Raw genomic sequence first — 19,513 nt, 5'->3', positions numbered from 1 at the left:
CTGATGACCTCTCCTTCCACCGCGTCGACCGTCGCCGACGCCGTCGCCACCCCTGACGCCGCCCTCTCGACCGCCGGCCGGGCACCTGCCGCTGCCGGCACCCGACACCGCATCCTCTCGGGCATGCAGCCGTCCGCGGACTCCCTCCACCTCGGAAACTACCTGGGCGCCCTGGTGAACTGGGTCCGGATGCAGGACGAATACGACGCCGTGTTCTTTATCCCGGACCTGCACGCCATCACGGTGCCGCAGGACCCCGCCGAGCTGGCCCACCGCACCCGTGTCACCGCCGCTCAGTACATTGCCGGCGGCGTCGACGTGGACAAGTGCACGCTGTTCGTCCAGTCCCAGGTTCCCGAGCATGCCCAGCTGGCCTGGGTGCTCAACTGCATCACCGGCTTCGGCGAGGCCTCCCGGATGACCCAGTTCAAGGACAAGGCCCTGAAGCAGGGGTCGGAGCAGGCCAGCGTCGGGCTGTTCACCTACCCCATCCTGCAGGCGGCGGACATCCTGCTGTACCAGCCGCACGGCGTTCCGGTGGGCGAGGACCAGCGCCAGCACGTGGAGCTGAGCCGCGACCTTGCGCAGCGCTTCAACTCCCGCTTCGGCGAGACGTTCACGGTGCCGCAGCCCTTCATCCAGAAGGAGTCGGCCAAGATCTACGACCTGCAGAACCCGACGGCGAAGATGTCGAAGTCCGCCGAATCACCGGCCGGCCTCATCAACCTGCTCGACGAGCCCAAGCTGATCGCCAAGCGGATCAAGTCCGCCGTCACGGACGCGGAAACCGAAATCCGCTTCGACCGCGAGAACAAGCCGGGCGTCTCCAACCTGCTGACGATCTACTCGGCCATCACCGGCCAGAGCGTTGACCAGCTCGTGGCGGCGTACGAGGGCAAGATGTACGGCCACCTCAAGGTGGACCTGGCCGAGGCCGTGACGGCGCACCTGTCGCCGATCCGGGACCGCGCCAACGAGCTGCTCGCCGACCCGGCGGAGCTCGACCGGCTGCTGGCCGTGGGGGCGGACAAGGCCCGGGAGATCGCCTCGGTGACGCTCCGGGAGGTCTACGCCAAGGTTGGCTTCCTGCCCTACGCGGGAACGCGGGGAGTCCACTAGCGCAATGTCCTCCGTCAGCAAAGTCACCGCCAGCGATACCGGACGCGCCGCCCACCACGGCGGACGCAAGGGTTCAGCCGCCGCACCCCACCAGGGCCCGGCGTCTGGCAACGGGCAGACCCCGGACGAGGGCATCAGCATCGGCGTCATCCTGGGCTTCCCGCCGGAGATCGCCGAGGAACTGCAGCGCTGGCGTGCCTCCTTCGGCGATCCGATGGCGGCGACAGTGCCGGCGCACATCACGCTCGTGACCACCACCATGACGCAGGACTGGGAGGCCACCCGCAGCCACGTTCGTGAGGTGGCCCGCCAGCAGGAGCCGTTTACCGTAACGATTGCGGGCACCGGGACCTTCCGGCCGGTCTCGCCGGTGGTGTTCCTGAACGTCGAGGCCGGCTTCGGCGAGTGCGTCAGCCTACACCGCCAGCTGCAGTCCGGGCCGCTGGAACGCGAGCTGCCCTTCGCTTACCACCCGCACGTGACGGTGGCCCACGACGTGGCCCCGGAGAGCCTCGACGAGGCCGAAGCGGTGCTCAAGGATTACAGGGCCAGCTTCCCGGTGGCTAGCATGGGACTTTACGAGCACGACGACAACGGCATCTGGCAGCTACGGGAAGAGCTTGACTTTGGCACCGAATCTGACGACCACCGAGGCCCGGCCGCCCCAGCAGGCGCCCGCTGATCCTCCCCTTCCCACCGAGCTGGCACGGCTGCGGCTCGAAGTGACCCGGAAACGGGTCGACTGGAGCAAGGCGAGCCGCGCCTCCGGCGGGGGCCTGGCCGCGCCGCTGGCGATGGTCCAATGGCAGCTGGCCCGGCTCAACGCCTTCCGGCCGATGCGCGCCTTCCAGCATTACAATCTGCAGCACGGCCCGCTGATGAGCGCCGGCATCGGCTTCAACATGTTCTTCTCCATCACCGGTTTGCTGGCCACCGGCTTCTCGGTGGCCGGCCTGCTGCTGGGCGGCCAGCCCGCGCTGCTGGAGCGGGTGGTGGGCAGCGTCGCCTCAAGCGCCCCCGGCCTGCTCAAGGTCGACGGCCGGGAGGGGCTGGTGGACCCGCAGGAGCTGCTGAACCCCAACGGGCTGGGATGGACGGCAGTGATTGCCGCCGTCGTGACCGTGGTGACGTCGCTGGGCTGGATTGCGGGCTTGCGGGACGGGCTGCGCGGGGTGCTCCGGCTCGGGCCGCTGAAGATGAACCCGATCCTGCTCAAACTGCACGACGTCGGGACCCTGCTGCTGCTCGGCGTCGCGCTGGTGATCAGTGCCGGAGCCTCGCTGGTGTTCGGCACCGCCGCCGGCTGGGTCGCCGAACAGCTCAAGCTGGACCCGCTGGTGGCCGGCCCGCTGACCACGTCCATCAAGATCGCCGTGCCGCTTGTGCTGGGCTGGGCGACCGCGCTAATCATGTTCCGGCTGGCCGCCGGGCTGAAACTGCAGCGCCGGGCCCTCCTGGAAGGAACCATCCTCGCCGCCGTGGGGACCAGCGTGCTGCAGATTTTCAGCGCGGAACTGCTGGCCAGCGCCGGCCGAAACCCGATCCTCGCGCCGTTTGCGATCATCATCGGGCTGCTCATCTGGTTCAACCTGGTCAGCCAGGTGTACCTCGTCTCGGCGGCGTGGTCCACCGTCCGCGAGGAGGACTTGAAATCCGTTCCGTCGGCGAAGACTAACGGCTGGGGCGCCCGCCAGGTGCAGCCGGGGAGGACGCCGACCGAGCCCCGGGCCGTCCGCCGCCCGTCAGCTAGTTTCCGGCGTCGAGGTACTGATCGGCCCACGCCGAAATAATCTTCGCCGCGCGGGCGGCCTGGCCCTTGCCCGTCAGCAGGTGGTCGGAGCCCTCCAGCGAGACGAAGCTGCGCGGGTGCCGCGCGGTCTGGAAGATGCTGCTGGCGTTCTCGATGCCGACCGTGTTGTCGGTGGGGGAGTGCAGCACCATCAGCGGCTTGTGCAGTTGCCGGATGCAGTCGGTCAGGTCCGCGTTTTCCAGGTCCTCCACGAAGTGCCGCCTGATCTCCACCCGTTTGCCACCCAGGTCCACCTCGGCGCTGCCCTCGCTCAGGATCCGGTCCAGCGCCGCGTCAAAGACGTGGGCCACGTGCTTGGGCGAGAACGGGGCACCGACGGTAGCGACGGCGTCGAGCTCCGGGATCTCCCGTGCGGCCGCCAGCACCGCGGCACCGCCGAAGGAGTGCCCCACCAGCAGTGAGACGGGCCGGCCGGATTCGCGCATGAACTCTGCGGCCTTCACGGTATCCGCCACCTTGTGGCTGAAAGAACCCTCCGACCAGAGCCCGGCGGACTCGCCAAGGCCCAGGTTGTCGAACCGCAGCATGCCCACACCGTTGTCCGCCAGCGCCTTGCACATCCGCGAGGCCGAGGGGCTGTCCTTGCCCAGCGTGAAGCCATGCGAGAACACGCCCCAGCCTTTCACCGGTCCCTCGGGCAGGTCGACGACGCCGGAGAGCAGCTCCCCGGTGGAACCTTCGAAGGAGACTTTCTCGGAGCGGGACACGGGAGCCTTTCGGTCAAAGGGCTGACGACGACGGCGCCCCCACCGGAAGGTGGGAGGCGCCGTCGTCGTCTGGAACTGCTGGTGGTGAAAAAGGGTGCTAGATCTTGCGGGCCAGGATGGCCTGCTTGACCTCGGCGATGGCCTGCGTGACCTGGATGCCGCGGGGGCAGGCCTCGGTGCAGTTGAAGGTGGTGCGGCAGCGCCACACACCTTCCTTGTCGTTGAGGATCTCCAGGCGCATATCGCCGGCGTCATCACGGGAATCGAAGATGAAGCGGTGTGCGTTCACGATTGCCGCCGGGCCGAAGTACTGGCCGTCGGTCCAGAACACCGGGCAGGACGAGGTGCACGCGGCGCAGAGGATGCACTTGGTGGTGTCGTCGAACCGCTCGCGGTCCTCGGCGGACTGCAGGCGTTCCTTGGTGGGCTCGTGGCCGCGGTTGATCAGGAAGGGCATGACCTCGCGGAAGGACTGGAAGAACGGTTCCATGTCCACGATCAGGTCCTTCTCCACCGGCAGGCCCTTGATCGGCTCAACGGTGATGGGCTTGGACGTGTCCAGGTCCTTCAACAGGGTCTTGCAGGCGAGGCGGTTGCGGCCGTTGATGCGCATGGCATCGGAGCCGCAGACGCCGTGGGCGCAGGAGCGGCGGAAGGAGACGCTGCCGTCGATTTCCCACTTGATCTTGTGCAGGGCATCCAGGACGCGGTCCGTGCCGTACATGGTGACGTGGAAGTCGTCCCAGGTGGACTCGTCGGAGACCTCAGGGTTGTAGCGGCGCACGCGCAGGTGGACGTCGAAGGACGGGATGTCCCCGCCGCCGCCGACGCCGGCGGGCAGTTCGATCTTGGAGGCTGGCTCAGCGAGTTCAGCGGTCATCTTAGTACTTCCTCACCATCGGCTCGTAGCGCGTAAAGACCACCGGTTTGGTGGCAAGCCGGATGCCGGCAATCGACTCGGCGGAACCGTCCGCCGGTGCGTGGTCATCCTTGTACGCCATGGAGTGCTTCATGAATTTTTCGTCGTCGCGCTCGGGGAAGTCCTCGCGGAAGTGTCCGCCGCGGGATTCCTCGCGGTGCAGGGCAGCCACGGTCATGACCTTGGCCAGTTCCAGCAGGAAACCGAGTTCCACGGCCTCGAGCAGGTCCAGGTTGAAGCGCTTGCCCTTGTCCTGGACGCTGATGCGCTGGTACCGCTCCTCGAAGGACGCAATGTCCTTCAGGACCTGGTTCAGCGTGTCGGCGGTACGGAACACCTGCATGTTGGCGTCCATGGTGTCCTGCAGTTCCTTGCGGATCTGGGCCACCTTCTCGGTGCCGTCCGAGGTGCGCACGTGCTCCAGCAGGTTCAGCGTGTACGCCTCGGGATCGGCAGGAAGGTCGACGAAGTCCGCGGTCTTGGCGTATTCCGCAGCGGCGATGCCGGCGCGCTTGCCGAAGACGTTGATGTCCAGCAGCGAGTTGGTGCCCAGGCGGTTGGAACCGTGCACCGAGACGCAGGCGACCTCACCGGCGGCGTAGAGGCCGGGGACAACGGTGTCGTTGTCCTGCAGGACCTCGGCGCTGATGTTGGTGGGGATGCCGCCCATGGCGTAGTGCGCCGTCGGGAAAACCGGAACCGGCTCCGTGTACGGCTCCACACCGAGGTAGGTGCGGGCGAACTCGGTGATGTCCGGCAGTTTGGCGTCGATGTGCGCCGGCTCGAGGTGGGTCAGGTCCAGCAGGACGTAGTCCTTGTTCGGGCCGCAGCCGCGGCCTTCACGGACCTCGTTGGCCATGGAGCGGGCCACGATGTCACGCGGGGCGAGGTCCTTGATGGTGGGGGCGTAGCGCTCCATAAAGCGCTCACCCTCGGAGTTGCGCAGGATCGCGCCCTCGCCTCGGGCGGCCTCGGAGAGCAGGATGCCCAGGCCGGCGAGGCCGGTCGGGTGGAACTGGAAGAACTCCATGTCCTCCAGCGGGATGCCGCGGCGGAACGCGATGCCCATACCGTCGCCGGTCAGGGTGTGGGCGTTGGAGGTGGTCTTGAAGACCTTCCCTGCGCCGCCGGAGGCGAACACCACGGACTTGGCCTGGAAGACGTGCAGCTCGCCGGAGGCGAGGTCGTAGGACACGACGCCGGCCACGCGCTTCTGCTTGTACGGGGTGCCGTCCTCGCGGACCGCGTCTTCCTCGACGGTCAGCAGGTCCAGCACGTAGTACTCGTTGTAGAACTCAACGTTGTGCTTGACGCAGTTTTGGTACAGGGTCTGCAGGATCATGTGGCCGGTGCGGTCCGCGGCGTAGCAGGCACGGCGCACCGGGGCCTTGCCGTGGTCGCGGGTATGGCCGCCGAAGCGGCGCTGGTCGATCCGGCCCTCGGGGGTGCGGTTGAACGGCAGGCCCATCTTTTCCAGGTCCAGGACGGCGTCAATCGCTTCCTTCGCCATGACCTCCGCGGCGTCCTGGTCCACCAGATAGTCGCCGCCCTTGATGGTGTCGAAGGTGTGCCACTCCCAGTTGTCTTCCTCGACGTTGGCCAGGGCTGCACACATGCCGCCCTGCGCCGCGCCGGTGTGGGAGCGCGTGGGATAAAGCTTGGTCAGTACTGCTGTTCGCGCACGCTGACCGGATTCGATCGCGGCGCGCATGCCAGCGCCACCGGCACCGACAATGACGACGTCGTACTTATGGACCTGCATACCAGATGCTCTTTCTCTCAAAATTCGCTGTAATACACCGCCGGCGGAGCCTGCGCAGTGAAGTCTCCTGATCCTTGTTCCGCGAGGCAGGCAAGAACCAGCGCCCGAAGGCAGGGGCCGCTACGGGGCGGGGCAGAACCCGCCGGGCAGCTGCACGCCGTCAACCACGGGGCACGGGTTGAAGGTGAAGATCACCAGGGTGCCGAGGATGATGATGGCCGCGGCGGCCGCGTAGAGCACGATCTTCAGCCAAAGGCGCGTCGCGTCCTTTTCGGCGTAGTCGTTGATGATGGTGCGCACGCCGTTGGTGCCGTGCAGCATGGCGAGCCACAGCATGGCCAGGTCCCAGACCTGCCAGAACGGGTCAGCCCACTTGCCGGCGACAAAGCCGAAGTCGATGGCGTGGATGCCTTCGCCCACCAGCAGGTTGACGGTCAGGTGGCCGAAGATGAGGACCACGAGGACGACGCCGGAAAGCCGCATGAACAGCCATGCCAGCATCTCGAAGTTGCCCTTGGATGTGCCGTTGCGGCGGTACTGCGGTGCAATCCTGCCGCTACGGGGACTCTGAATGGTTGCAGTCATGGCTTAGTGACCTCCAAAGGCGAGGGACAGGTGGCGGATGGAGAAGCCGACCATGACGACGACCCAGAGGGCCAGGACCGTCCACAGCATCTGGCGCTGGTACTTCGCGCCCTTCTTCCAGAAGTCGACGGCGATGATCCGCAGGCCGTTGAAGGCGTGGAACACGATCGCTGCGACAAGGCCCGTTTCACCCAGGGCCATAAGGGGGTTCTTGTAGGCACCGATCACGGCGGTGTAGGCCTCGGGGGACACACGCACCAATGAGGTGTCCAGCACATGGACCAACAAGAAGAAAAAGATCACTACACCGGTAACGCGGTGTCCAACCCAAGACCACATGCCTTCACGGCCGCGGTACAAGGTGCCAGCTGGTTTTGTCGGCACTGAATAAACCTCCCTGCAACACAGCGGCGCTGGCATGGGATCCACGCGGGGGGAACGCCTGCTGCGAGAGCACTCGTAAGCTCAAGCCTAAATCTAGGCTTCGCTCTCAGCTTATTCAATTCAGCGGATCGATGGTGACGGCGCCCGGCGCGGTTTTCAACCAGTTTTGAGACGAACGCCACATTGGCTGGCGCCGGCGGCGGATCGGTGCGCGGGTGCTCTATGCCTCCTGCCCGCAGGCCCCGTGCGCGTCCCTACACTCGTGTCCCGGGGCGTCTGGGCGGCGTTCCGCTAAAGTAGCCGTGATGACTACAGACAAAATGACCAGCCACGGTTCACCCGAGGGCGTTGCGGCGGACTCCCCGCTGGACCGCTTTATCGCGGTGATTCCTGCCGGCGGAGTGGGCACCCGGCTCTGGCCGCTGTCCCGGGCCGCTGCCCCGAAGTTCCTGCACGACCTCACCGGGTCCGGCAGCACGCTGCTGCGCGCCACCTATGACCGGCTGGAACCCCTCGCCGGCAGCCGCGTGCTGGTCGTCACCGGAACCGCGCACCGCGAGGCCGTGTGCCGACAGCTGCCCGAGGTGTCCGAGGCGGACCTCGTCCTGGAGAGCGAGCCCAAGGATTCCGGGGCGGCCATCGGGCTAGCCGCCGCCATCCTGTATGAGCGCGACCCGGACACCATCATGGGGTCCTTCGCCGCGGACCAGGTCATCAGCCCTGACGAACTGTTCCAGGACGCCGTCCGCGAGGCCATCCACACCGCGGCCGCCGGCAAGATCGTGACGATCGGCATCAAGCCCACCCACCCCTCCACCGGGTTCGGCTACATCCGCGCCGGCGACAAGCTGAGCGTGGCCGGAGCCCCGAGCGCCCACACGGTCGTCGAGTTCGTCGAGAAGCCCAGTGAGGAAGTTGCCCAGCAGTACCTGGACAGCGGCGAGTACGTCTGGAACGCCGGCATGTTCGTCGCGCCGGTCTCGCTCATGCTCAAGCACCTGGAAGCCAACCAGCCGGAGCTGTTCGCGGGCCTGCAGGAAATCGCCAAGGCCTGGGACACCCCGCTGCGCGACGAGGTCACCTCCCGCGTCTGGCCCACCCTGCCCAAGATCGCCATCGACTACGCGGTCGCCGAGCCGGCCGCCGCGGCCGGGGACGTCGCCGTCGTGCCCGGCACCTTCCGCTGGGACGACGTCGGAGACTTCGCCTCCGTGGGCCGCCTCAACAGCGCCAAGGAAGTCGACGACGTCACCGTGATCGGCGAGGGCGCCCGCGTCTTCACCGAAAACGCCAGCGGCGTGGTGGTCACCGACACCAAGCGCGTGATCGCACTGATCGGCATCAAAGACGTCGTGATCGTGGACACCCCAGATGCGCTGCTCGTCACCACAAAGGCGAACTCCCAGCGGGTCAAGGCCGCGGTGGACGCGCTCAAGGCCAGCGGCGACACGGACGTGCTCTAGCTGTACTGTCCCGGCACGTTAGTGACACGGGGACTGATTTGACGCAATAAGAGGACCTCCGGGTGTTGTGTGGTGCTTGTCGAGAGCGAACACAACCCAGGAGGTCCTCGTGTCCCACCGTAACGCGTTTTTGGCTCACTCGTGCCGTCTTCGGCTGGCTCGCTGCATCGTTGATGATGGTTGGCCGTTGCGCCGGGCGGCTGAACGGTTCAGTGTCTCCGTGCCGACCGCAGCCCGTTGGTCGCAGCGGTACCGTGATTTCGGCGAGGACGGGCTTCAAGACCGTTCAAGCCGACCGGCTGCCTGTCCGCACCGGACCCGGGTGCGCTCCGAGCGGCGGGTGTTGGGTCTGCGGGTCAACAGGCGCTGGGGTCCGGCCCGGATCGCGTATCACCTGCACTTGAACATCTCCACTGTTCACCGGATCCTGGCTCGTTACCTCTGTCCCCCGCTGCGGTTCACCGATCCGGCCACCGGAGTCAGGACCCGGGGCCGGGACCGCGCCCGCCGATATGAATACGCCTGGCCCGGCGAGATGGTCCACATCGATGTCAAGAAGCTCGGCCGCATCCCCAACGGCGGCGGCCACCGGATCCACGGGCGCGTGCAGGGCGAGGCGAATGCCCGGGCCAGGAACCTCGCCGAAGGCCGCCGTAAAGACCGCGGGCAGGTCAGGGGCTACTCCTTTATTCATCACGCCGTCGATGACCATTCCCGGTTCGTCTACTCCGAGATCCTTCCCGACGAAACCCAAGCCACAGCGGCCGCATTCATGCGCAACGCCATCGCCGCTTTCCAAGCCCAAGGCGTTCGGATCAAGCGGGTGATGACCGACAACGGCTCCTGCTACCGGTCCAGAGCTTTCGGCAAAGTCCTTGCCGAGGCCGGCATCAGCCACAAACGCACCCGGCCCTACCGGCCCCAGACAAACGGCAAGGTCGAACGCTTCAACCGAATCCTCAAAGAGGAATGGGCCTACGCCAGGGCCTACCGCTCAGAAACGGAACGCCAAGCCTGTTACCAGGACTTCATCGACTACTACAATCACCACAGGCCACACACCGCCCTCAAAGGCGCCTCACCCGCCAGCCGTGTCACTAACGTGCCGGGTTAGTACATCTAGCCCGCTCCTGCTCTGGTCACCTCCGAGGGCTGGCGTGGGTGCCGGGGCGCTAGCCGGGGACGCGGCGCTGTCCGGGAACCGTAACGCGCCGTCGGCGATGCCGCTAATTTTTGGACTCTCGCTACAGTGATTGTGTGCGCAATTACACTACTGAAGCTGAGCCAACCACCCTGGTGGGGCCGTGGCTGGAGCCACTCCTGTCGGAGCTGATCGCTTTCCGCCGCGACCTGCATGCGCACCCGGAGCTTTCTTTCAAGGAGTTCCGCACCACCGACCAGCTCGCCAAGCGGCTCGAGGCTGCCGGGCTCAAACCCCGCCGACTCGAGGGCACCGGGCTGACGGTCGACGTCGGCGAGGGCCCGATTGCGACGGCGCTGCGCGGGGACATTGACGCGCTGCCCATCATCGAAGAGACCGGGCTGCCGTTCGCGTCCAAGAACCATGGCGTGACGCATGCGTGCGGGCACGACGTCCACACCACCACGATGCTGGGCATCGCCCTGGTCCTGCAGCAGATGCATGAGTCCTCGCCGCTGGGCGGCACGGTGCGGATTATCTTCCAGCCGGCCGAGGAGACCATGCCCGGCGGCGCGCACGCGTGCATCGAGCAAGGCGTGCTGGAGGGAGTGCCCCGGATCCTGGCGCTGCACTGCGACCCCCGGATCGAAGTGGGCAAGATCGGCACCCGGATCGGTGCCATCACCTCGGCGTCGGACACCATCAAGATTGAACTGACCGGCCGGGGCGGCCACACGTCGCGTCCGCACCTGACCGAGGAACTGGTCTTCGCGCTGGCCCAGATCGCCATCAATGTCCCGGCCGTGCTGTCCCGCCGCGTCGACGTCCGCAGCGGCGTCTCCGTGGTGTGGGGACACATCTCGGCCGGCTCGGCCCCGAACGCCATCCCGGCAAGCGGCTACATGGCCGGCACCATGCGCTGCCTGGACCGCGAGGCCTGGCACAGCGCGGGGGAGATCCTCGACGAGGTGGTGCAGCAGATCGCGGCGCCCTACGGCGTCGACGTCCATCTGGAACACACCCGCGGCGTGCCGCCGGTGGTGAACTCGGAACACGAAACCGCGCTGATCGAGGCCGCCGCGCGTGCCGAGATCGGCGAGAGCTCGGTGGTGTTGACCCCGCAGTCGATGGGCGGCGAGGACTTCGCCTGGTTCCTGGCCGACCTGCCCGGGGCGATGATGCGGCTGGGCACGAAGACCCCCGGCGGCGAAGAGTACGACCTGCACCGCGGCGACTACATCCTGGACGAGCGCGCCCTGGGCCTCGGCGTCCGGGTACTAACCGCCGCCGCGCTCCGCACCCTCCGCGACCTCTAGGCCCTCCGCGCGAACGGACATTTCGCGCCCTGGCTTCGGGCGAATGGGTTGTGCACAACTGAATTGTTGGCTACTGTTCGTGGGTGACCGAAACCTTTTCCAGCCACGCCCCCGAACCTGGCGCTCCCCCAGGGGATGTTCCCCGCCTGGACAGGCAGGTGTGCTTCGCCATGTACTCGGCCTCGCGGGCTGCCACGGCTGCTTACCGGCCGATGCTGGACGAGCTCGGACTGACCTACCCGCAATACCTCGTGATGATGGTGCTCTGGGAGGACCAGCCGCGCGGCGTCCGCGAGCTGGGCGAGGAGCTCGGCCTCGACTCCGGCACGCTCTCGCCACTGCTCAAGCGGCTCGAGTCCCTCGGCTACGTCGAACGACGGCGGTCCACGGCGGACGAACGGCGCGTGGAGGTATTCCTCACCGCGGCCGGCACCGCCCTCAGCGCCCGCGCCACCGGCATTCCGCAGCGGCTCGCCGATGCCGCCGGACTTTCCGCCGTGGAGCTCGACCAGCTCCGCGAGACGCTGGGCCGGCTCACCGCTGCGCTGCAGGCCGGCCGCTGACCCGCGCCGCTCGGCACCCCTCCCAGTTTTCCCCTGAATTTCCAACAGATCGGACCCTTATGAAGACCCTCTATACGGCCGAGGCACTGGCCTCCGGCGAAGGACGCGACGGAAACGCGCAGACGTCCGACGGCAAGCTCAACGTCGCCCTGGCCAGCCCGGTGGAACTCGGCGGCAGCGGAGAAGGCACCAACCCGGAGCAGCTCTTCGCCGCCGGGTACGCCGCCTGCTTCCACTCTGCCCTGCGCTTGGTGGGCCGCCAGCAGAAGGCGGACCTGACCGACTCCGCCGTCGCCGCGAAGATCCACCTCGGCGCCCTCGACGGCGGCTCCGGCTACGGCATCGCCGCCGAACTCGAGATCGCACTGCCGGCCGTTGACCGCGAAACCGCCGAGGCGCTCGTCGCCAAGGCCCATGAGGTCTGCCCCTACTCCAACGCCACCCGAGGCAACATCACCGTAGACATCAAGATCCTGGAGGTCGCCGCATGAGCACCGAAACCATCTCTCTCCCCGCCACCACCCGGGAAATCCAGCTCGCCTCTCGGCCCCACGGCCGCCCCGTGCCGGAGAACTTCCGCCTCGCCGAGTCGGCCCTGCCGGAACCGCAGGACGGCCAGGTCCTGGTCCGCAACCTCTACATCTCCGTGGACCCCTACATGCGCGGCCGGATGAATGACGTCAAGTCCTACTCCGCGCCGTTCGCCCTGGACGCCGCCATGGAGGGCGGCGCCGTCGGCGAGGTCATCGCCTCCCGCTCAGCCGACCGTGAGGTGGGGGACACTGTGGTGCACAGCCTCGGTTGGCGTGAGTACGCCGTCCTAGACGCCGCAGCGACGACGCCGGCCCGCACCGACCTGGCCCCGACGTCCGCCTTCCTGGGCGCGCTCGGCATGACCGGGCTGACCGCCTACGCCGGACTGCTCAAGGTCGCCGAGTTTAAGCCCGGCGAGGCCGTCTTCGTCTCCGGCGCAGCCGGCGCCGTCGGCTCCCTGGTGGGGCAGATTGCCAAGGCCATGGGTGCCTCCCGGGTGATCGGCAGCGCCGGCACCCCGGAGAAAGTGGCCCGCCTGCTGGAGCTCGGCTTCGACGCCGCCTTCAACTACCACGACGGCCCGGTTCGCGAGCTGCTGAAGGAGGCCGCGGGGGAGAAGGGCATCGACGTCTACTTCGACAACGTCGGCGGCGAGCACCTCGAGGCCGCGCTGTCCGTGCTCAACGTCGGCGGCCGCGTCGCCATGTGCGGCGCCATCGCTCAGTACAACTCCACCGAGCCGACGCCGGCCCCGCGGAACCTCATGCTGGCCATCGGCAAACAGCTGACCCTCAAGGGCTTCCTGGTGGGCGGCTACTGGCAGTACATGGGCGAGTTCGTCGAGAAGCTCTCCGGCTGGCTGGCCGACGGCACCGTCCGTTACGACGAGACCATCGTGGACGGGTTGGAGAACGCCCCGCAGGCCTTCATGGACCTGCTCGAGGGCGCCAACACCGGAAAGATGCTGGTCCGCCTCTGAGCTAGCTCCGCGTCCAGCACGCGCGAACGTACACGTGAGGCCCCGATTTCCCACGATTTCGGGGCCTCACGTATACGTTCGCGCAGGTGGGGTACCGCTTGGTAACAAGTTCTCAACAATCTGGGAAACAGCTGTGAAGTGTGTTACTCGACGTGTTCCATGACACTAAAGTAGCTTCCATCAGTGCGCCTCGGCGCAGTGCTGCGAATCCGTCAGTGACAACAGTGTTTCGGGGGAAAACCGGAAGCAGACACTCATTGAACTCCCGTCGTAGCGCCTATCTCTTTCTTCCTGGAGGAACTTTGAAGAACTCACTGCGCGCCACCCTTAAGCGCGGTTCAATGGCCGGCGTCGCCACCGCGGGTGCGACCGCCCTGCTGCTCACCGGTTGCGGGGCTGCCCCGTCCTCGTCCGGCGCCTCAGGTTCAGCGACCAAATCGGATTACACCGCCTGCATGGTCTCCGACTCCGGTGGATTCGACGACAAGTCTTTCAACCAGTCCGGCTACGAGGGCCTGCAGAGCGCCGTGAAGGACCTCGGCATCCAGGAGAAGCACGTTCAGTCCAAGGCTGACACGGACTACGACCCCAACCTTCGCTCCATGGTCCAGCAGGGCTGCAAGCTCACCGTCACCGTCGGCTTCCTGCTCGGCGACGCCACGAAGTCCATCGCGACGGCCAACCCGAACAGCCACTTCGCGATCATCGATTACAACGACCCTGCGTTCCCCAAGAACGTCAAGCCGATCGTCTACAACACTGCCCAGGCTGCATTCCTGGCCGGCTACCTGGCGGCGGGCACCTCCAAGACCGGCAAGGTCGCCACCTTCGGCGGCATCAACATCCCTACCGTCACCATCTTCATGGATGGCTTTGCCGACGGCGTGAAGTACTACAACCAGAAGAAGAGCAAGAACGTCCAGCTCATCGGCTGGGACAAGGACAAGCAGGACGGCACCTTCGTTGGTGACTTCAAGCAGGTCGACAAGGGTAAGGTCCTGACCCAGGGCTTCCTGGACCAGGGCGCCGACATCGTCCTGCCCGTGGCCGGACCCGTCGGAGGCGGCGCGGGCAGCGCGATCCTCGACGCCAAGTCCAAGGGCAAGGATGCCAAGCTTATCTGGGTTGACTCGGACGGCTACCTGACCGCTCCGGATTACAAGTCCGTGATCCTCTCCTCCGTGCAGAAGACCATGTCCACCGCTGTGGAGACGGTCATCAAGGACGACAAGGACGGCAAGTTCGACGCCACACCGTACATCGGAACCCTCGAAAACGGCGGCGTGGCCTTGGCTCCATTCCACGATCTCGATTCCGCTGTGCCGGCAGACCTGAAGAGCGAACTGGACCAGCTCAAGAAGGACATCATCTCCGGCACCGTCAAGGTCGAGTCGAAGTCCAGCCCGACCAAGTAAGCACCGAACCGCGGGGCGCGCTGCCCTTCCGCCGTTGTCTCGGCCGAAGGGCGGCGCGTTCTGTTTTGCTGGCTTCGTCCCGCCAGCAGCGGCCTGCCGGCGCCTCTTTTGCCTGCAGCGTTGCCCTGCCCAGGAACCACTGGTGACACTAGGCTGGGATTACCCGCTGCCCTGCCGCCGACAAGGCGCCGGAGCAGATCCATACACACACAGATTGGTTGGGGTTTTGAAACTCGAACTGAAAGGGATCACGAAGCGATTCGGGTCCCTGGTAGCCAATGACCACATCGATTTGGTCGTCGAACCGGGGCAGGTGCACTGCCTGCTGGGAGAGAACGGCGCAGGGAAATCCACCCTGATGAACGTACTCTACGGCCTGTACGACCCGACTGAGGGCGAAATCCTGGTCGACGACAAACCGGTCGTTTTCAAGGACCCCGGCGAGGCGATGGCCGCCGGAATCGGCATGGTCCACCAGCACTTCATGCTCATCCCGGTCTTCACCGTGGCCGAGAACGTGGCGCTGGGCAACGAGACGACCAAAGCCGCCGGCCTGCTCAACCTGGAAGCCACGCGCGAGAAGATCCGCCGGATCTCGGACGAGTACGGGTTCGACGTCGACCCCGATGCCATGGTGGAGGACCTGCCCGTCGGCGTCCAGCAGCGCGTCGAGATCATCAAGGCCCTGGTTCGCGACGCCGAGGTGCTGATCCTGGACGAACCCACCGCCGTGTTGACGCCGCAGGAGACCGATGAACTCCTCGACATCATCCGGCAGCTGAAGCGGGACGGTAAGTCGATCGTCTTCATCTCCCACAAACTGCGTGAAGTCAAAGCCATTTCGGACACCATCACGGTCATCCGCCGCGGCAAGGTGGTCGGCCAGGCCGACCCCACGGCCTCTCCCACCGAGCTGGCCTCCGCCATGGTGGGCCGTGCCGTGAGCCTGACGCTGGACAAGGCGCCGGCCAAAACCGGTGAGGTGACCTTCAAAGTCCGCAATCTGACCGTCACTGACCACAACGGCCAGCACGTCGTCGATGACCTGTCGTTCGACATCGCCAAGGGCGAAGTTCTCGCCATCGCCGGCGTGCAGGGCAACGGCCAGACGGAACTGACCGAGGCGATCCTGGGTGTGCAGCCGCACGTGGCCGGATCCATCACTCTCGACGGCGAGGAACTGCTGGGCAAGAGCGTCAAGCATGTCCTCGGCGCCGGCGTCGGCTTCGTCCCCGAGGACCGCACCCTCGACGGGCTCGTCGGGGCGTTCACCATCTCCGAGAATATGATCTTGGACCTCTACGACAAGGCTCCCTTCGCGCGCGGCGTGGGCATGAAGCCGGGCGTAATCGCGGAGAACGCCGCCAAGAAGGTGGAGGAGTTCGACGTCCGCACCCCGTCCGTGTCGGCCGCGGTGGGCACCCTGTCCGGCGGCAACCAGCAGAAGGTCGTCCTGGCCCGCGAGCTCTCGCGTCCGCTGCGCCTGTTTATCGCGTCGCAGCCCACTCGCGGCCTCGACGTCGGGTCGATCGAGTTTGTGCACAAGCGCGTCATCGCCGAACGTGACCACGGCACGCCCGTCATGATCGTCTCCACCGAACTGGACGAAGTGATGCAGTTGGCCGACCGTATCGCGGTGCTCTACCGTGGACGGCTGGTGGGGATCGTACCCGCCACCACGTCCCGCGACGTGCTGGGCCTGATGATGGCCGGTGTCCCGGCCGCAGAAGCCGAAGCCAGCGCCTCCGCCCACGCCCACAGCGGCACGACGACGGCGACCGTATCGGAGCCTGCCGGCCACGAAGGAGAATCCCATGTCTGAGAAGACAACCCCGGAGCCGCAGGCTCCGGGGCACCAGGACACGGCCGAGCCCGCGGAAACCCGGGTGCCCGGCGGCACCAGCCCGGAGGCTGTGGCCTCCGACGTCGTCCTTGACACCGCCGGCGGCCAAATGCCGCCGTCCGCCGTTCCCGCAGCGACCCAACGCCGCGGCCGGGACCGGGACGGTGACGGCGGGTCCGTGCTGCACCAGATCTTCAGCGGCAACGCCATGGTGTCCGTGCTCTCCGTGCTGCTCGCCATCGTGCTCGGCGGCATCCTGATGGCAGTGACCAACCCCAAGGTCGCTGCCGCCGCCGGCTACTTCTTTGCGCAGCCCGGGGACCTCCTGACCGAAGTCATCCGTCCGTACACCGCGCTGGTGCAGGGTTCCATCTTCAACTGGGCCGGCGCCGACCTCGGCGCACAGCTTTACCCGATCACCGAGACCCTCACCGTCGCCACCCCCCTGATCTGCGCCGGGCTTGGCGTCGCCCTGGCGTTCCGTGCCGGCCTGTTCAACATCGGCGCTCAGGGGCAGATCGTCTTCGGCGCGCTCTTCGGCGCCTACGCCGGCTTTGCCTGGCACCTGCCGATCGGACTGCACCTGCTGGTTGTCATCGTGGCTGGCCTGGTCGGCGGCGCGGTCTGGGGCGGCGTCGTCGGCCTGCTGAAGGCACGCACCGGGGCGCATGAGGTGATCGTGACGATCATGCTCAACTACATCGCCAACTTCCTCCTGCTGTTCCTACTCACCACCCCGGCCTTCCAACGCAAAGGTTCCACCAACCCGATCTCCCCGTTCCTGGACTCCACCGCGTTGTTCCCCGAACTGCTCGGACCGCAGTTCCGCCTGCACGCAGGTTTCCTCGCCGCGATCGTGGCCACCGTCTTCGTCTGGTGGCTGCTGAACCGCTCCACGATCGGTTTTGAGTTCCGGGCTGTCGGCGCGAACCCCAATGCGGCCCGCACCGCCGGCATCAACGTCGCCCGCAGCACCATCCTGGTGATGGCGATCGCCGGTGCGCTGGCAGGCCTGGCCGGTGTGGCCCAGGTGTCCGGCACGGAAAAGTACCTGTCCGGCGGCGTCGCCGCCTCCATCGGTTTTGACGCCATCACCGTCGCACTGCTGGGACGCTCGACGCCGTGGGGAACCTTCTTCGCGGGCCTGCTGTTCGGCGCCTTCCGCGCCGGCGGCGTGGCCATGCAGGCGCAGACGCAGACGCCGATCGACATTGTGCTCGTCATCCAGTCCCTGATCGTGCTCTTCATCGCAGCACCGCCGCTGGTCCGTGCGATATTCGGACTCAATCCCCGTAAGAAGAAAACCACCACGAGTGGGACCGCCGGTTCGCGTACCGGCGGCGTTAAGAGCGGAGCGGCAGCATGAGCGCCACAACACAATCTCCCGCCAGCAAGCAGCCGCGCCACGGACAGGGCACCGAAGCCGCTCCCGGCGACGGCCGGACCGGCGCGCCGGCAAGCGCAACGGAACTGGTGAGCTGGAAGGCCGGCATCGGGCTGGGCCTGCTGGCCATTCTCGGCACCGTCCTGTTCGGGTTCCTCGCCAACCCCAAATCGGCAGGGTTCCGGATCGCCGAGGCCCGCGACCCCAACGCCTCCTCCGCGGCGGCATGGATCACCCTGGCCGTTGCGCTGGCCGCCGCCGCCTACGTCGGCTACCGCTGGATCAGCCAGCGGCGCGACGGCGGAGCAGTGGACCGTTGGATTCCCGCCACCGCCATCGCGGCCGTCGTCGTTCTGGGCCTCGCCGCCCTGGGCGTCGCCCGGGTGGAGAAGATCACCGTGCCCTCGATGGCGCTGGGCTGGATTTGCTCCGTTCTCCTGCTCGCCCTCGCCGGGTACGCCTGCTTCCTGACCGTGCAGCGCAGGCGCACGCCGGGATGGTTGGGCGGAACCTTCGCAGTGGTCTTCCTGGTCGGCTTCATGATCTGGATCGTTGCGGGCGGCCGTGACCCCGAGCCCTCCATTTCCCTCGGCGGGCTCATGGCCGGTGCCGTGACCCTCGCCGTACCCCTGGTGTTCGGCTCGCTGTCCGGTGTGCTATGCGAGCGGGCCGGCGTGGTCAACATCGCCATCGAGGGCCAGCTCCTGCTCGGCGCCTTCTCCGCCGCCGTCGTGGCCACCGTGACCGGCAACGTCTATCTGGGGCTCATCTCGGCGGCCGTCGCCGGCGCCCTCGTCTCCCTGGTCCTGGCCGTAGTGAGCATCAAATACCTCGTCAACCAGATCATCGTCGGCGTGGTGCTCAACGTCCTGATCAGCGGGCTGACCAGCTTCCTGTTCTCCACCCTGCTTACGGCGGACCCCGAGCACCTGAACAAGCCCGGCCGGCTGCAGGCGGTCGATATCCCGTTCCTCGCCGACATTCCGATCATCGGACCCATCCTGTTCCGCCAGTCCCTGGTCGGCTACCTCATGTACGTGGCCGTGATCGTGGTCTACGTCGGGCTGTTCCACACGAAGTGGGGCCTGCGGGTGCGTGCCGTCGGCGAACACCCCCAGGCGGCGGACACGGTAGGCATCAACGTCAACCGGACCCGCTTCATCAACGTCCTCATGGGCGGTGCCATCGCCGGAATCGGCGGTTCCTTCTTCACTCTGGTGTCGGTAGACGCGTTCAGCAAGGACATGTCCGGCGGTCGAGGGTACATCGCCCTTGCCGCCATGATCTTCGGGCGCTGGAATCCCATCGGGGCGTTCCTGGCCGCGCTGCTGTTCGGGTTCGCCGACAACCTGCAGAGCGTCATCACCATCATCGGCTCGCCCGTGCCCAGCCAGTTCATGGCGATGCTGCCCTACGCCCTGACCGTGATCGCGGTGGCCGGCTTGGTGGGACGGTCCAGGCCGCCTGCGGCCGACGGCATCCCGTACGTCAAGGGGTGACGAAGGTGACCCACAGCAATTCTCCCGGCGTTTCGGGCGCTTCGGGCGCTTCGGGCGCGACCGGAGCCACCGGAGCCACCGGGGGCACCG

18 protein-coding genes are annotated in these 19,513 nt (G+C 66.8%); 13 read left to right on the top strand and 5 right to left on the bottom strand.

What is annotated here, in order from left to right:
- Window positions 1-3 precede the first annotated feature (3 nt).
- Genes trpS through ACZ5Z0_RS05250 form a run of 3 tightly spaced genes read left to right on the top strand, consistent with a single transcriptional unit; the run spans window position 4 to window position 2,909 of the window.
- Window positions 4-1,119 (top strand): tryptophan--tRNA ligase, encoded by a 1,116-nt coding sequence (gene trpS / locus ACZ5Z0_RS05260; RefSeq protein WP_464110184.1) that lies wholly within the window; start codon window positions 4-6, stop codon window positions 1,117-1,119.
- Window positions 1,120-1,123: 4 nt separating this feature from the next.
- Window positions 1,124-1,801, top strand: a complete 678-nt coding sequence (locus ACZ5Z0_RS05255; RefSeq protein ID WP_464110183.1) for a 2'-5' RNA ligase family protein — start codon at window positions 1,124-1,126, stop codon at window positions 1,799-1,801.
- On the top strand, window positions 1,746-2,909 hold the full coding sequence (locus tag ACZ5Z0_RS05250) for a YihY/virulence factor BrkB family protein (RefSeq protein WP_464110182.1): 1,164 nt from the start codon (window positions 1,746-1,748) through the stop codon (window positions 2,907-2,909). The genes ACZ5Z0_RS05255 and ACZ5Z0_RS05250 overlap by 56 nt, the downstream gene beginning before the upstream one ends.
- On the opposite strand, the gene ACZ5Z0_RS05245 is transcribed toward ACZ5Z0_RS05250, so the two are convergent.
- The 5 genes from ACZ5Z0_RS05245 to sdhC form a co-directional block, all read right to left on the bottom strand.
- The gene (locus ACZ5Z0_RS05245; protein WP_138770017.1) at window positions 2,866-3,636 is read right to left on the bottom strand and encodes an alpha/beta hydrolase family protein; all 771 of its coding nucleotides are present in this window, start codon (window positions 3,634-3,636) and stop codon (window positions 2,866-2,868) included. The two genes, ACZ5Z0_RS05250 and ACZ5Z0_RS05245, sit on opposite strands and share 44 nt — an antisense overlap.
- 97 nt (window positions 3,637-3,733) lie before the next feature.
- Window positions 3,734-4,516 (bottom strand): succinate dehydrogenase iron-sulfur subunit, encoded by a 783-nt coding sequence (locus ACZ5Z0_RS05240; RefSeq protein WP_464110181.1) that lies wholly within the window; start codon window positions 4,514-4,516, stop codon window positions 3,734-3,736.
- A gap of 1 nt (window position 4,517) precedes the next feature.
- Window positions 4,518-6,317 (bottom strand): succinate dehydrogenase flavoprotein subunit, encoded by a 1,800-nt coding sequence (sdhA, locus tag ACZ5Z0_RS05235; RefSeq protein WP_464110180.1) that lies wholly within the window; start codon window positions 6,315-6,317, stop codon window positions 4,518-4,520.
- Window positions 6,318-6,437: 120 nt separating this feature from the next.
- Window positions 6,438-6,902, bottom strand: coding sequence for a succinate dehydrogenase hydrophobic membrane anchor subunit (locus tag ACZ5Z0_RS05230; RefSeq protein ID WP_464110179.1), 465 nt, complete (start codon window positions 6,900-6,902; stop codon window positions 6,438-6,440).
- A 3-nt stretch (window positions 6,903-6,905) separates the two neighbouring features.
- The gene (gene sdhC, locus ACZ5Z0_RS05225; protein WP_315851473.1) at window positions 6,906-7,241 is read right to left on the bottom strand and encodes a succinate dehydrogenase, cytochrome b556 subunit; all 336 of its coding nucleotides are present in this window, start codon (window positions 7,239-7,241) and stop codon (window positions 6,906-6,908) included.
- Window positions 7,242-7,591: 350 nt separating this feature from the next.
- Here sdhC and ACZ5Z0_RS05220 point away from each other — a divergent pair, with 350 nt between their 5' ends.
- The 10 genes from ACZ5Z0_RS05220 to ACZ5Z0_RS05175 all read left to right on the top strand — a co-directional run bounded on the left by ACZ5Z0_RS05220 (window position 7,592) and on the right by ACZ5Z0_RS05175 (window position 19,423).
- The gene (locus tag ACZ5Z0_RS05220) at window positions 7,592-8,749 is read left to right on the top strand and encodes a mannose-1-phosphate guanylyltransferase (protein WP_464110178.1); all 1,158 of its coding nucleotides are present in this window, start codon (window positions 7,592-7,594) and stop codon (window positions 8,747-8,749) included.
- Window positions 8,750-8,858: 109 nt separating this feature from the next.
- Complete coding sequence (locus ACZ5Z0_RS05215) at window positions 8,859-9,863, top strand: IS481 family transposase (RefSeq protein WP_464110154.1); 1,005 nt, start codon at window positions 8,859-8,861, stop codon at window positions 9,861-9,863.
- Window positions 9,864-10,006: 143 nt separating this feature from the next.
- On the top strand, window positions 10,007-11,206 hold the full coding sequence (locus ACZ5Z0_RS05210; RefSeq protein ID WP_464110177.1) for an amidohydrolase: 1,200 nt from the start codon (window positions 10,007-10,009) through the stop codon (window positions 11,204-11,206).
- A 170-nt stretch (window positions 11,207-11,376) separates the two neighbouring features.
- Complete coding sequence (locus ACZ5Z0_RS05205; protein ID WP_464110728.1) at window positions 11,377-11,769, top strand: MarR family winged helix-turn-helix transcriptional regulator; 393 nt, start codon at window positions 11,377-11,379, stop codon at window positions 11,767-11,769.
- 59 nt (window positions 11,770-11,828) lie between these two features.
- Window positions 11,829-12,260, top strand: coding sequence for an organic hydroperoxide resistance protein (locus ACZ5Z0_RS05200; protein ID WP_464110176.1), 432 nt, complete (start codon window positions 11,829-11,831; stop codon window positions 12,258-12,260).
- Complete coding sequence (locus ACZ5Z0_RS05195; RefSeq protein ID WP_464110175.1) at window positions 12,257-13,282, top strand: NADP-dependent oxidoreductase; 1,026 nt, start codon at window positions 12,257-12,259, stop codon at window positions 13,280-13,282. Before ACZ5Z0_RS05200 ends, ACZ5Z0_RS05195 begins: the two co-directional genes overlap by 4 nt.
- 302 nt (window positions 13,283-13,584) lie before the next feature.
- Window positions 13,585-14,697, top strand: a complete 1,113-nt coding sequence (locus ACZ5Z0_RS05190; protein WP_464110174.1) for a BMP family lipoprotein — start codon at window positions 13,585-13,587, stop codon at window positions 14,695-14,697.
- 226 nt (window positions 14,698-14,923) lie between these two features.
- Entirely contained in the window at window positions 14,924-16,519 is a 1,596-nt protein-coding gene (locus ACZ5Z0_RS05185) for an ABC transporter ATP-binding protein (protein WP_464110173.1), read from the top strand.
- Complete coding sequence (locus ACZ5Z0_RS05180) at window positions 16,512-17,906, top strand: ABC transporter permease (RefSeq protein WP_464110172.1); 1,395 nt, start codon at window positions 16,512-16,514, stop codon at window positions 17,904-17,906. Before ACZ5Z0_RS05185 ends, ACZ5Z0_RS05180 begins: the two co-directional genes overlap by 8 nt.
- Window positions 17,903-19,423 carry an ABC transporter permease gene (locus tag ACZ5Z0_RS05175; RefSeq protein ID WP_464110171.1) on the top strand — a complete coding sequence of 507 codons (1,521 nt, stop codon included), beginning with the start codon at window positions 17,903-17,905 and terminating at the stop codon, window positions 19,421-19,423. The genes ACZ5Z0_RS05180 and ACZ5Z0_RS05175 overlap by 4 nt, the downstream gene beginning before the upstream one ends.
- Window positions 19,424-19,513 lie beyond the last annotated feature (90 nt).

This window comes from Arthrobacter sp. T2-23 (assembly GCF_055398325.1).
Note: the sequence above shows the minus strand (reverse complement) of the source record. Positions and strands in the feature narration are given on the sequence as shown.

Excerpts from the sequence above, each read along its gene's own strand:
- ACZ5Z0_RS05220 (WP_464110178.1), top strand. The coding sequence starts at position 7,592 with ATGACTACAGACAAAATGACCAGCCACGGTTCACCCGAGGGCGTTGCG.
- ACZ5Z0_RS05230 (WP_464110179.1), bottom strand. The coding sequence starts at position 6,902 with ATGACTGCAACCATTCAGAGTCCCCGTAGCGGCAGGATTGCACCGCAG.
- ACZ5Z0_RS05240 (WP_464110181.1), bottom strand. The coding sequence starts at position 4,516 with ATGACCGCTGAACTCGCTGAGCCAGCCTCCAAGATCGAACTGCCCGCC.
- ACZ5Z0_RS05205 (WP_464110728.1), top strand. The coding sequence starts at position 11,377 with ATGTACTCGGCCTCGCGGGCTGCCACGGCTGCTTACCGGCCGATGCTG.
- ACZ5Z0_RS05175 (WP_464110171.1), top strand. The coding sequence starts at position 17,903 with ATGAGCGCCACAACACAATCTCCCGCCAGCAAGCAGCCGCGCCACGGA.
- ACZ5Z0_RS05200 (WP_464110176.1), top strand. The coding sequence starts at position 11,829 with ATGAAGACCCTCTATACGGCCGAGGCACTGGCCTCCGGCGAAGGACGC.
- ACZ5Z0_RS05255 (WP_464110183.1), top strand. The coding sequence starts at position 1,124 with ATGTCCTCCGTCAGCAAAGTCACCGCCAGCGATACCGGACGCGCCGCC.
- trpS (WP_464110184.1), top strand. The coding sequence starts at position 4 with ATGACCTCTCCTTCCACCGCGTCGACCGTCGCCGACGCCGTCGCCACC.
- ACZ5Z0_RS05180 (WP_464110172.1), top strand. The coding sequence starts at position 16,512 with ATGTCTGAGAAGACAACCCCGGAGCCGCAGGCTCCGGGGCACCAGGAC.
- sdhC (WP_315851473.1), bottom strand. The coding sequence starts at position 7,241 with ATGTGGTCTTGGGTTGGACACCGCGTTACCGGTGTAGTGATCTTTTTC.
- ACZ5Z0_RS05195 (WP_464110175.1), top strand. The coding sequence starts at position 12,257 with ATGAGCACCGAAACCATCTCTCTCCCCGCCACCACCCGGGAAATCCAG.
- sdhA (WP_464110180.1), bottom strand. The coding sequence starts at position 6,317 with ATGCAGGTCCATAAGTACGACGTCGTCATTGTCGGTGCCGGTGGCGCT.